The 12,814-nt window shown below is 45.9% G+C and carries 9 protein-coding genes; 2 read left to right on the top strand and 7 right to left on the bottom strand.

All coding sequences use genetic code 11. The features are described 5' to 3' along the window. Positions 1-31: 31 nt before the first annotated feature. Positions 32-1,495 (bottom strand): hypothetical protein, encoded by a 1,464-nt coding sequence (locus BK127_RS26940; RefSeq protein WP_144026570.1) that lies wholly within the window; start codon positions 1,493-1,495, stop codon positions 32-34. A gap of 363 nt (positions 1,496-1,858) precedes the next feature. On the opposite strand from BK127_RS26940, the gene BK127_RS26935 reads away from it, so the two are divergent. Next, on the top strand, positions 1,859-2,362 hold the full coding sequence (locus tag BK127_RS26935; RefSeq protein ID WP_179097615.1) for a C40 family peptidase: 504 nt from the start codon (positions 1,859-1,861) through the stop codon (positions 2,360-2,362). Positions 2,363-2,615: 253 nt separating this feature from the next. Here BK127_RS26935 and BK127_RS26930 read toward each other — a convergent pair whose 3' ends face one another. From BK127_RS26930 to BK127_RS26905, 6 genes are all read right to left on the bottom strand, one after another. Then, positions 2,616-7,559, bottom strand: coding sequence for a DUF4132 domain-containing protein (locus tag BK127_RS26930; protein ID WP_076234812.1), 4,944 nt, complete (start codon positions 7,557-7,559; stop codon positions 2,616-2,618). An 11-nt stretch (positions 7,560-7,570) separates the two neighbouring features. After that, a complete protein-coding gene (locus BK127_RS26925) occupies positions 7,571-7,993 on the bottom strand; it encodes a hypothetical protein (protein WP_256711469.1) in 423 nt (140 codons plus the stop codon). Positions 7,994-8,096: 103 nt separating this feature from the next. Then, a complete protein-coding gene (locus BK127_RS26920) occupies positions 8,097-8,354 on the bottom strand; it encodes a TIGR02452 family protein (protein ID WP_076234809.1) in 258 nt (85 codons plus the stop codon). Then, complete coding sequence (locus BK127_RS26915) at positions 8,320-8,781, bottom strand: macro domain-containing protein (RefSeq protein ID WP_076234955.1); 462 nt, start codon at positions 8,779-8,781, stop codon at positions 8,320-8,322. Before BK127_RS26915 ends, BK127_RS26920 begins: the two co-directional genes overlap by 35 nt. A gap of 30 nt (positions 8,782-8,811) precedes the next feature. Next, positions 8,812-9,294 carry a riboflavin biosynthesis intermediates N-glycosidase gene (locus BK127_RS26910; RefSeq protein ID WP_076234807.1) on the bottom strand — a complete coding sequence of 161 codons (483 nt, stop codon included), beginning with the start codon at positions 9,292-9,294 and terminating at the stop codon, positions 8,812-8,814. A 20-nt stretch (positions 9,295-9,314) separates the two neighbouring features. Next, positions 9,315-10,223: an NUDIX hydrolase gene (locus tag BK127_RS26905; protein ID WP_076234804.1), complete on the bottom strand. Its 909-nt coding sequence runs from the start codon at positions 10,221-10,223 to the stop codon at positions 9,315-9,317. A gap of 419 nt (positions 10,224-10,642) precedes the next feature. Between BK127_RS26905 and BK127_RS26900 the strand changes: the two genes are divergently transcribed. Then, positions 10,643-12,775 carry a GMC family oxidoreductase gene (locus tag BK127_RS26900; protein ID WP_076234801.1) on the top strand — a complete coding sequence of 711 codons (2,133 nt, stop codon included), beginning with the start codon at positions 10,643-10,645 and terminating at the stop codon, positions 12,773-12,775. The last annotated feature ends 39 nt before the right edge of the window (positions 12,776-12,814 follow it).

The raw sequence follows: 12,814 nt of genomic DNA, 5'->3' as shown, positions 1-12,814 counted from the left end.
TTGAGTAAGATTCATTTCACGCCTTTCCGACCTATTCGCTGCTATCTTCCGAATCGTATTTGCGGTGTTTGGTCTTGTTGTTAGTTAGTCTTGTCAACCGTTGAGGACGTTTCCTGCCACGCCCAATCGGTCGCTCGCCTAACTCTTCCTCTTCATCCGATGAACCCTCTTCCTCCTCCTGACCCCGAGCTTCTTTTTCCTCTTCCTCGTCATCCGAGCCGATATAAGCTTCATCGTCAGAATTGGCCCCAACTTCATTCCAGGGTGCAACTACATCCTGCATACGATCCAGGATTTTTTTGAAATCACTCGTACTCAGATCAAGCCGGAGATAGGCACTCATCTCCTCCTTTGAGATCGTTTCGTCCGCTTTCAGCTTCTCCCACATATCGGATGGGATGGAAAAAGCGATATTGCTCGTGATTTGATCAACAAGCTCTTTATTATCTTCTATGCTTGGCAGCGTCTGTGCTTCATCGTCATCAACCGCTTCTTTATATTCCTTGCGGTGCTTCTCAACTCCGCCATGGATCGACGCAGCACTTTCCTTATGGGTCCAGTCCGGGTTGTCGACAATCGATTTCATCGTTGTCCGCAGACTCTCACCTCTCTTACCATCGCTGGCCATCGATTTAAGGAAGTTTTTGGCCATTTTGGGCCGATTCTTATAGTGCTTACGATAAGTCTCGGGTTTTGCCGTATGAGCGGATAAATGAAGCTTATCCTGCACAAACAGATACGAGGGCATATCGACAAAATGATCGATGCCGGGAATATTCTTCGCAGCCGCATTACCATCGATTTCCTGGAAGCCCATATTGCTGCTGAACGCAGAGAAGTTATGCTCGAGCATATTGCCCTGTGCCGATTTCCCAGGAAACCTCTTGCCCTTTTCCTCCATTCTTGCTTCATACATCGGGTGGAACTTATCATAGATTTCCTGCTGCTCCGGACTGAATTCTTTCTCAAAATCGTAATTGGGATCTTCCTTCTCCGCTTCCTCATTTTCATCAATCGTATGATGGATAAAATCCATGTATGCATCATCAACAAGGTGCTCTTCATCTTCGGATGAAGCTTCTTTTTCCTCTTCCTCCCTATTCGTCTGTGTCTCTGAATTGACCTGTGCATGACGGGAAATGACACCACGCAGCCGTTCCTGATCTCCCGCCTCCAGTTCGTAGTTACCATCATGAACATGATTGAGCACGATTTGAAGTTCATCTTCCGCTATGTGATCCCAGTCGATATGTACCAGTTGTCCGTTAGTTTTGTCAATCATTCGTTGTACGGTTATTCCACCTACCGGCATATCCATAGCAGTTGTTGAACCTGTTCTCTCTACTGACTCGTGGGACTGTATCATACGGCCTAACGCACGATTACCAATGGTCTGCTGCAAATGATCTATTGTTGATGGTACCTGTGATCGCCGCGTTGACGTCGACTGCTGCGAATTAACGCTTGTTCTTCTGATTTTGTGAAAATCGAACATCTTGTTCACCCCAAGCATCAATATAGCAACTACAGCACATGATAGATTCAATCGATCTAATGGGATATATTTCCTTAAAAAGCATACATCAATTCATTGTTTCTGTATAGGTGCCATTTCTCTTATTCTTGACGCTCAAGCATCAAACAACAGCTCGAACTCATTAACAAAAAGATTTGTTTTCCATGGGAAATATTTCGTCAAGGGGATTTAGATTAAAATTTTCTCATTAATTTCTAATAAAGAGGATCTATACCATGCGGGGCAAGACTTTCAGAGGTCTCTAGTAAATAGTGGAAGTTTTATTTGTGGTATGGTGGTTTTGGGTAAATCACCCGTCCAAAACTTACCTTAGGAGGAAACATGAACAGCATGAATAAACGCTACGGTAAAACTATTGTCGGTATTGGTCTCAGTCTCTCAATCTTTTTTTCAGGTAGTCTCGTCGTCACACCACAATCGGCATATGCAGCTACAGCTTCCAGCACTTCCACGGCTAACAAGATATTTGCCACAGGCAAAAAATACTTAGGAGTCCCTTATAAATTCGGAGCATCCTCGGGCATCACTTCGGCATTCGACTGCTCTTCATTTACACAATATGTATATAAGAAAAACGGGATTAATTTACCTCGTTCTTCAGTGCAGCAATCCAAAGTAGGAAAATATGTCTCAAAAAGCCAGCTTAAGCCAGGTGATTTAATATTCTCTGACACAAACAGAGACGGTAAAATCAACCATGTCAGCATCTATATGGGCAATAATAAATTACTTCATACTTATAAAGTCGGCGTAGGGGTTACGATTTCCAATTTTTCTGGCAGTACATGGGACAAGACTTACGTAACAGCACGCCGTGTTCTATAATAACATATACAATTATTTAATGATGTTAACCAGCTCTTGTAGCATGAACCGTTAGGCTTCGCGTATTGAAAATTCCGGATACAATTGTATTCGTCAATGCAAACTCGAACGTCTCGGTATACCTCATTAGGTGAGCTGTACGAGTGATACATACAATACAATTGAATCCATTACGATCATAAAAAGGGACATTTGTGCGCTTAGTAGCTGCTACAGATGTCCCTGCCTTTTATTTTTCCGTTAAATCACTGACCTAAGCCTGAAGCTGTAATAAAATCTGTGGGTCCTTAATTTTGGTATCCTGAGCCAGCAGAACGATTTTGGACAAAATTTCCGCAGTTTTAGGGTCTTCATCCATGAATGGCAAGAATAGCTTGCCTCTATGCTGTGAATGAACCGGGATGATCGCCAATGCGCCTGCTGCCTGTTTATGCACAATGCCACTACCAAGGTGAACACTGTATTCGCCCAGCTTACCAGTAATACGTGCATGATTTCCTTCCAGCTCCACATTATCTATCTTCAATAAACGCAGCGACTCACGCACGATAGCTGTACGCATATGTATCGTGGTCAGACTCGCTTCCGGATCAACGCCACCCACATGGGCCACACTTACAACCAAATCCACATCACGCATAACTTCCGAGAAAATAATAGGCGGTACCTGGCTGAGGTTCAAGCTCTCGTACGTTTTTCTGTCGAAGAAACGAACCGTCTCCAAAGTCGGACATTCCACATCCGATGGTGAGAACCAATCCGCCAATGCGTAAATACTCGCAACCACGTTTTCTTTGTAATATACTTTTTGCAAGCCTTCCTCATAGCTGACTGTCCACATCCGGCTTTTGAGCAGAGCTACGGTTTTACGTGGCTGCACCTGATGCCCTGCGTATCTGCGGGAAAGCGTTCCGCTCGCGAGCTCATCGGCATTAGGCACATACAATTCTCTAAAAATCTGCTTAAACGGCTGCTTCAGCTGACGGTCGAACAAATCCTTTTGGTACGGGCTCCACAAACCACTTTCGGCAAAATGCAGCGGATGTGCGATCAGCAGCTGGTCCTCGTCACCAATCGTATACCGTTCCCCGTTAACCCCTAACAGTTCATGATTGGAGAAATAACCCAGATGTTCACCCGCCTTTAACACCAACGCACTCACCAATGGAGCAATCACCGGATTTCGCATTAACAAACTGATTTCGTTTAAGGTAAAGACACTGCCTGCCTCCATCGAACGTTCCAACTCTGCCTTCGCTCTCTTGTATTGATCCGTAAGCTCGGATTTTGTTTCCTTAAGAGCCGTTATATATTCATGATTCTTATAGCTAGCCGGTAGCGATTTAAGCTCCTTCCCTTTACGTGTAAAGCGAATTTCGGACTTACCGTTATCTTGAATGACCAGCTGTGCAGTCAGATCGTCAAGTTCCTTGGGTTCCAAATAATGCAGCAGATCATCAAGCTTTCTGCCTTCCATGTCCCATGTCATTCGAATCACATCCGCATAGCCGCCATTTCTCGCCAGATTATCCAGAGCAATGTTTGCCGTCTTCGCTTCGCTGACTCTTCGCTGCGCACCGAAAGTTTTGCTTTCCTTCAAAAATTGATGAATAAATTCATAACGCTCCCGAATATCGCGGTCACGATTCTTACCGAGAGGAATCAGACTGTAGGTTAGCAGATGGTCTTTATTTCGCTTATCCTTGATGGAGTTCTTCATCTCCTCAAGCTTCAGACTGCCAAGCACGGCATCGGCAAACAGCTGTGAGCGCCTGTGATTCGATCCGGCAGATATATATTTGGCGCATTGGTACAGAATCTGGAACTTCTGTGCTCCCAGCTCTTCGTAAGCCTCCTGAAACCAACGAATATCGAAGGCTCCATCATTGAAATCCTGCGGTGAAATAGGCGAATAATGCGCCACAATCGTTTCCTTTTCTGCAGAAAAGGATTCATTAATATGGGCGTGAAAATACCAGGCTGCGCTCCGAAGACCGCTCCATCCCAAATAATCGGACACGATCTCGACCCACTGCGGCGCATACATCGCTGCTTCCAGCAGTCTTTGTTCGGAAATCTTCCTGTTCTCCAGCAGCTGCTTCAGCAGAACCTTGTCTTCTCCAGCTTGCGGATGGCATACTTTGAGCAGGTTGCTGAACGTTTCTTTTTTCGTGACATCGCGACCATAACTATATATATATCCACGTACGAAGCTTTCCTTATCAAGCCCAGATAAAATACGGATAAAATAGTCCATGCCTTCCATATGTCGGATACTATTGGCAAGCCGTGTAACCTCTGTCGACAGATCGCCCCGGTTCAACTCGATCTCCAGAATACGCTCCAGCACTTGCTCCTTAAATACAGTCAAGGATGGATGCTTCTCAACAATTTTAAAGTTAGGATGGGTAATTCTGTTGATATGATTGTCGCTTCTCGGCCTTATCAGCAGCTCCCTGAATACGATGTTATCATCAATAACCGACAGCTCGTACGCGCGAGCAAAATCCTCAATCGATAAGTGGTTATACTCGTACTCATGGATGTGATACAACATATAGTGTAGGCGAAAAAATGCGATAAACGATGCATCATCATATACATACGCGTGCTGCCAGCGGTGCCAGATAGCGGTATACAGATCGAGCAGCTTCACTTCCTTCTCTTCCTTCAAACGTTCCTCTGGAAAAGCACCCACGATCAGATTCGCTACTTGATCGGCGACCTTAAACTTCTCTGATTTGGGGCAATCATCCAGGTAGGCTCCTACAAGCTGCTTGACCTGATCCGCGTAGGGAATACGCTTATAGAAATCGATCATTTCCTTGACGATTTCCATGGGATACAAGTGTTCCAGGAACTCGGTCCGCCAACCTTCAGGAGCTTCATAATAATTGGCCTCCCAGCTTCTTAATCCACCAGAATAATAGCGGTACAGCTCATCTGCTCTGCGATAAAATTCAAGCTGGATCAGCTCTGCGGTGCCAAATCCACTGGCTTGCCAATAATCTTTCCATACTTGGGCAATTGGATAACGTTCGATAGAAGGAGTCAGATCATCCTCTTCGTACCTCCACTTTAAGGTGCTCAAATTTGTACCCAGGAGAACTGCTTGCTTGGCATTCGAATAATCCTCGAACTCATATTCATAATGACGATGATCATGAATCAGGTCACTCAATCCTTGAAGAAATTGTTCCATCTGCTGCAAGGACAATGTAAACAGGTTTTTTACAGCAGCCAGTTGGGAGAGTGGTACCTGTTTCACCGTAGTCAACGATTCCGTACTGATGGCAGGATCAAACAGGCCATAACCATTAGCTTCGGTGTACGCATCCGCTTGCTCCAGCTTATTCAACAGAAGCCTCTCTTTGTCCGTAGGTGCTTTGATGAGTGAAGTTTTTTCTTTCAGACGCGTGTATAGCCCCACATGAGCCGCCTCTGCTTTCAATTCTGTCAGCATCTCCAATGCGGCCAGGCGCTGGAGCTCATCACGACTATTCAGCAGGAGGTCTACCGCACTTTCCAGCTTCTCGGCAGGCTGCTTCAGCAGGATTTGGATCGCGCTCTGCCTGAGTGTTCCTGTCTTCAGCTTCAATATTCCTGACATTTGTTCGATTTCATTATCATTCAAATCGAACTTGGCCGCTTGTCTAAGCGCAATTTCGCGATTGCTCATGCTTTTATCAGCCAGACTTGCAAGAATAAATTCGCGCTGCACAGGATTCATAGGATCATTCGTGAAGTCTTTAAGCAGATCCCCTCTAAGGTCGGGACTTGTGGTATCCTTAAGTGCGATTAGCTCTGCAATCCATTCCTCATCCATATCGTAAGCGGTTAAATACATCATCTTTTTGACTATGGAATCGACAGTATGCGTAACGGCCATCCAATCGAATACCCTTGAGGTCACATGAATTACTTTCTGCGGCATAGCCTTGGCCATCGCTGCCAACTGCTCGAACTGCTGCCTTCTTACCGTCTTATTTTCTAACAGAGGGTTACGCTGCACCTGAATTTTCCGAATATTTTCTCCATCTTGGAGCTGCCAGGTGTAACCATAGCTATAGGAATAGTTAGATATAATCCAGTATTGCAGCTCTGGGTCCTGTACTTCAAGCCATTCATGGGCGATATCGAACTTCACTTCTGTATTCTGACTCTGCGCCAACACATATTGAGCGACAACCTTCCGATATGTTTCCTTATCCTGCATCAGATAACGGATTTTTTCGTCAAGTTCCTTTTCCTCATGTACGGCTGTCGCCCACAGACTCATGTAAATTTGGATCACATTACTGCTCTGCAGCCACTCATCCCGCTGCAACTTGTCACCCAGACACAGTACCGCGTATTCCAAACACTGCTTAGCGACACGGTTGTCTGCAGCTTCAAGCCCCAATCCCGTCCATACATCCAGTGCGCGGACTACTGAACTGTAGCGGATTAGATTATGCTCGGAGATCACTTTCAGCATATATACCATAGCACTCAAGGTGCCTTCATCCATTTTTTCAACAATGCTTTGCCTTAGTCCCTCTTGAAGCCGCGCAGCGACCAGCAGCTCCCCGATCATCCGGTAAGCTTCCTCACTATGGCTTAAAAACACACCGGATATCATAGGCGCAGACAGCAGCGCTGTATTATTATCGCCGTAGATAATCTCCTTTAAGGCTTGAAGAACCGCTTCATTATGGTGATCGATTTCATAAGCCACGGTATCGCCGATAGCCCAAAGTGGAACCCAGAACTCGTGCTCCGACAAATAGTTCGGTTTGGTCAAATAATCGATGACTGAAAATTCGCAGCTTTGTAAATGAAGCAAGGATATAAATTTGAGAAGGATCCGGTCCTTATGTACACTGAGCTCGGCTGAGCGAAAGGGTCTTCTGCTATATCCGCTGCTGTATGGAAATTCAACCGCATGCCTGACTATATATCGGAAAATATTTGCCTGGTATTCATCAACCAGCAGCTGCATGATCACTTCGAGCGGTTCGTATATAAGGCTGTCTTGCCCATTCGAAATTGTATGTAAAAGTGCGTAAATTTGTTTGTTGGACTCATCGTCGTTATAACCGGATCTGGCACTCTTAACGAGTATAACGGCTAATTGACGCTGGGTATCGGTCAATTCCAATTCCTGCACCCGTTCCTCCAGCCTTGTAAAATAAAGCTGCTGCTCTTCTCTATCCATTCAATCGCCCCCTACCATAATCTTCCTGCCAACATCGTAAACCGGATCAATGCGATATCGTCTCTTTCCTGCACGACCAAGGGTTCATCCAACAGCTCGATTTCAACGCCGTTAATAAACACCTTATACAAGCCATCCTCATAAGCGGAAATAGCCGTCTTCACGGCTTCCTCCAAATTAGCCTTCTGTTCGTTATATATAGCTCCAAAGCCAACTTTCCCCGTACGGCTCTGTACGTCGATTTCACCCTGAGTCAAATACGGAACCAACGTCACCCCGGCTTCGCGGTCATTAAACTGCCTGACATTGGTGGTGACCACATCGACAAGCAAGGATCGTAAGCTCTCGGGTACCCCACTTAGCTGCCACTCTTTTTTGTCCAATACTGTATTTTTTTTGCCCAGGCTTTTTACCGTTATGAACACGATCAACACAAAGCGCCCCCAATACGTGACATTACTCTTAATACCCTTACCCAATGCCTTCCAGTTAGAAACAATTGTAATGATTTTTATTCTATATATACATCTATCACAATTAGCCTATTAAATGCTTTTTAAAAATATTCAAGGTACGTTTAGCATCTGATTTGTCTATAATTGCAAAAACAATCTTATCAAACATAGTATGGTATCCCTCTTCAATGAGCACCTGCTTAAATAGTTGCGCAACGTCATTGGGATCATTTTTGAAGACTCCGCAGCCATAAGCTCCGAGTATAATTGATTTATTTCCATGGAGGGCTGCGACTGAAAGAATACTAGGGTGTAAATTTATAAAGTGTAACTTCCTCATCTTTGAATATATCATTTATCATTTTTGAGACTACGTTCCAGTCTCCGCCCCCACGATCACAACCGATACGATATGGAAGTGCAATTGAGTAATGATTGGTTTGGGCGAACTTACACAGTTCATTCAGAGCATTTCTCAGAGCATCATCGTTTGTATATTTCTTACCATCACCACCGAAGTCTTGCTGTCCGAATAGATTTGCTACATATTTATTAGTTCCCCGACCAATTTCAACTAATTGAATTTTTCCGAGTAGACTCTCTTTATTTTGAAGGCAAAACTGTAAATATTCTGTATACACCTTGGGATAAAGTTGTTTAATCTGTTTAGCTACACCTGAACTCATCACTGCTTGACAATTTACTTGATGAGCAATAATGTTTTCTGATGCACGCAGTATATCTTTTTTAATAATACGAACCGTCATTATCATCACTTCGCTTTCTTTATCACACTACTATTCCATCTGCAAGATGAGGTCCTCCCTCAGATTTGTCAACACTTCTCCTAACCAATTTGTTCCTCTCCATGTCTTACGGTTCCTAATTTTTGGACTACTCTCCAACAAACCTACACCCCATATTCGATCCGTAGGGCTTGCTTCAACTAATGTTGTTCCTTTAGTTTCCAGTAATCTTTCCAGCAGATGTTGATTTTGAGTAAATTTCGCATAGTTTCCTTCATACACAAATTGCTTGCAGTGCATTTCCCACTCCTCTTTATGAAACTTTCTAATCATTCTTCCAAGTTGTTTCTGTTCAACTGGTGACTTGGCTAGCAGAATTTTCTCTGCCATCTCTTCATCCTTAAATAGTCTAGCCTTTTGGTACATCATGAACTGCTCTGAGCAGTTGAATGGTACTCTACTTACAACAAATTCTGCCGGGTGCCACTGTGAAAAGGGTGACTCCGTCCGGTAAAAAAAGGTGAATTTCTCCATATTAATCAATCCTAACTTATTTAATTTCGATTCCAATTTGGATTAAATCGGTACAACTTGGAGGGACGGTGCCCTGCATCCTTCGTAAATTCATTTGTTTCGATGACCATGGATGCCATTTTTCTCCGAAATGCTGCCGCTAAGAGTTCTTTTCCAAGTAACACCTCATAGACTTGCTGAAGCTCGGATAATGTAAATAATGGCGGCATAAGATTAAAAGCGATGTCTGTATACTCAATCTTGTTTCGCAGCCTTTCTATAGCATATTCGATGATTTTCGCGTGGTCGAAAGCGATTCCTTGTGAGTCTACAACCTCACGGCTTACTCTTGTTGATCGGCCGCTCACAACCTCTACAATTTTTACGGTTGCGGACACAGTCTCTAAACCATTTCGAAGCGTTATTTTCAAAAGCTTTTCAAGTTCATAACCATGATCCAGGTTAGTTTTCTTCTCTTGAAAAACATGGTATGCCACCTCGAACCATTTAGCGTCAGCAGCATCATCTCCCGCCTGAATATCTAAAGACGTACGGTCCACAAGCGCCATATACGAGCAGCTAATAACACGCGTCCTTGGATCACGTTCGACATCACCCCACGTAAACAATTGCTCCATGTAAATGTTCTCGATGTTGGTTTCACTCTTCAATTCCCTTAGAGCTGCATCCTCTACTCGCTCGTGTACAGATACAAAGCCTCCAGGCAAAGCCCATTGACCTATAAAGGGGTGTTCTCCTCTTTTAATAAGCAGAAGCTGTAAAGATTTCTCAGGGAGCTTCCTGTAATTATCCTGCTCTTTATTCATGACGGTGAAAATGAGCATATCCACAGTAACAGAAGGTCGCTCATATATACTTGCATCATAAGCCTGTAAGTATTCTTGCTCGGTCAGACCATTCCGGTCACGGATGGATGAAGGTTCAGTCATAGTAATCCCCCGTTTATATATTGATATTATCAAAGTGTTATTATCTACTTATTATTATATACCAACTCCATTACCTAATGTCAATACATTCCAAATAAACATACTGATAATTCTCGAAGGCACCAACCTTAAATTATCACGGCTGTTTGGCATACCATTCCCACCTGTATCTAATTGAGCAGTTGTGCCACTGGATCTGGAATTGTCTAGCGGGAATCCGAGGGCACGTGATAGACTAGAGGTTAGGAGGGTATACATCCTCCCTTCTCCATGACAGCGCTTTCAGATAAAGATGAGTAGATGTTGATGATCAAAACTGTTCATGGGATTGAGTGGACAATCCGACGAATAAAGGAGAAAACGAACATGAGGATGAGTAATTATGATGTAAGCCGAATGACATTGGATGGTGAACACAAATGAAACTAGGCGATCAGAAGAATTATTTGAGCGAGCTGCGCCCTATCTTGGAGGCGGTCGCCGACCGGATGATTCCGGAAGATACATGGCCATCGGCAATCGATGGGGGAGTCCTGACATACCTGGAACGTCGTGTCAGCGAGGATGTCACTACCTGGATCGATTTGGTTGAACCCGGACTTCGTGCACTGGATGCAGAAGCAATCAATCTCTACCGTCGACCGTTTTCTGAACTGTCAGCAAACGAGCAAGACGCACTGCTACTTAACCTTGAGCGAGATCAGATTCAGGACTGGCCCGTTTCACCTAAACACTTCTTCGCCACTCTTTTGAGCCTGGTTATCGAAGGTTACTATGGAAGTCCTGAGGCTGGTGGGAATAGCGAGGGTAAGTCGTGGGACATGATTGGATTTCGTCCGGGACCCGTCTCAGAAACCCATGAACCGATCCTAGAAACCGATCCATCCCAAGTGACCTTCGATCAGCTTCAAGACCAGTATGATGTTATCATCGTGGGAGCCGGGGCAGGTGGCTCGGTAGCGGCGGCGGTATTGGCCGAATCGGGGCTTCGTGTTCTCATCGTCGAACGTGGAAGCTGGCTTCGATACAGTCAGATAGGAAGAGATCATGCGCGCAATCATCGTTTTAGCAAATACGGCCATAACACAGGACCAGGGCACGAAGGCAATCCTCGCTCAATTATTGTGGCCAAAGGAGACGAGCGGATTACAGCACCCTTCGAAGGCGACTATCATAATAACGCAATGACGCTGGGTGGCGGCACACGGGTCTACGGGGCACAAGCATGGCGATTTCATCCGGATGACTTTCGTATGGCGACTCGCTATGGGATTCCAGACGGGAGTTCGCTCAGCGATTGGCCGATTAACTATGATGAACTCGAACCTTATTACGAACGGGCAGAGTGGGAAGTTGGTGTCTCTGGGGACGGTGATGCCCACACTGGTCGCGGGAGGCAGAGACTTCCTTTTCCAATGCCAGCTCTCCCGAGGACACTGGAAGCAGAACGCTTGGCTCAGGGAGCAGCAAAATTGGGATGGAATGTGGGGCCGGTTCCTCTTCTCATCAACTCCGTCGAACGTGACGGTCGATCGGCCTGTGGGCGGTGCGGCCAGTGTGTCGGATTCGCCTGTCCGACCAATAGCAAGAATGGTGGCCACAATACGATGTTATTGAGGGCCATCGCTTCCGGCAACTGCGACCTGATATGCGATACCATGGTGGAGCGCATCGACACCGAGGCAGGAAGGCACGCCACTGGGGTTCGCCTTGTGCAGTCGGTGGCGGGCTCGATCCAACATCGGCAAGTGCGAGCAGCGCACGTGATGGTTGCAGCCGGAGCTATAGAAAGTGCGCGCCTACTCCTCAATTCGGCGAACGATACAGAACCACATGGGGTAGGCAATCGGAACGGACAAGTAGGAAGAAACCTTCAGGGTCATGTCTATACGGGTGCCTACGCCCTTTTTGATGATCCTGTGCAAGACGGTCTTGGACCTGGAGTGAGTATTGCCACCTGTCGCTTTGCCCATGGTAACGGGGGCGGGATTGTCGGGGGCGGAATGCTTGCCAACGAGTTCATCCGGCTGCCGCTCATTCACTGGAATCGGGCACTTGCGCCGGATGCGGTGCGATGGGGAAGTGCAGGCAAGGAAACGATGCGGGAGAGTTACCTGAGAACTAGTCATGTTCAGGGACCGATCCAAGAGATCCCGACCGCAGAATCAAGAGTGCGACTCTCGCCAACGGTCAAAGATCTCTTCGGAATGCCCGTGGCCCAACTCTCAGGAAGTGTCCATCCCGAGTCTCTTCGAGCCGCTGCCATGCTAGCAGAGCAAGCGGAGACTTGGCTCTGGGCTGCCGGAGCACGTCGGGTTTGGCGAACTCGACCAGGTGGAGGGCTAAGTGCTGGGCAGCATCAGGCGGGAACACTGCGCATGGGTGACGACCCTTTGACATCAGTCACCGACCCCTCTGGACGTGTACATGGATACGACAATCTCTGGGTGAGTGACGGCTCCGTACACGTGACCAATGGCGGCGTTAACCCGGTGTTGACGATTCTTGCCTTGGCTTTCCGCACGGCAGAAAACCTGGTGAAACAAGCGTAGTGAAATGCTTGGAGTTATTCCTATAAAAAAACATGCCTG

Source organism: Paenibacillus sp. FSL H7-0331 (assembly GCF_001956045.1).
The sequence above is the reverse complement of the archived record's forward strand: the minus strand, read 5'-3'. Positions and strand labels throughout refer to the sequence as shown.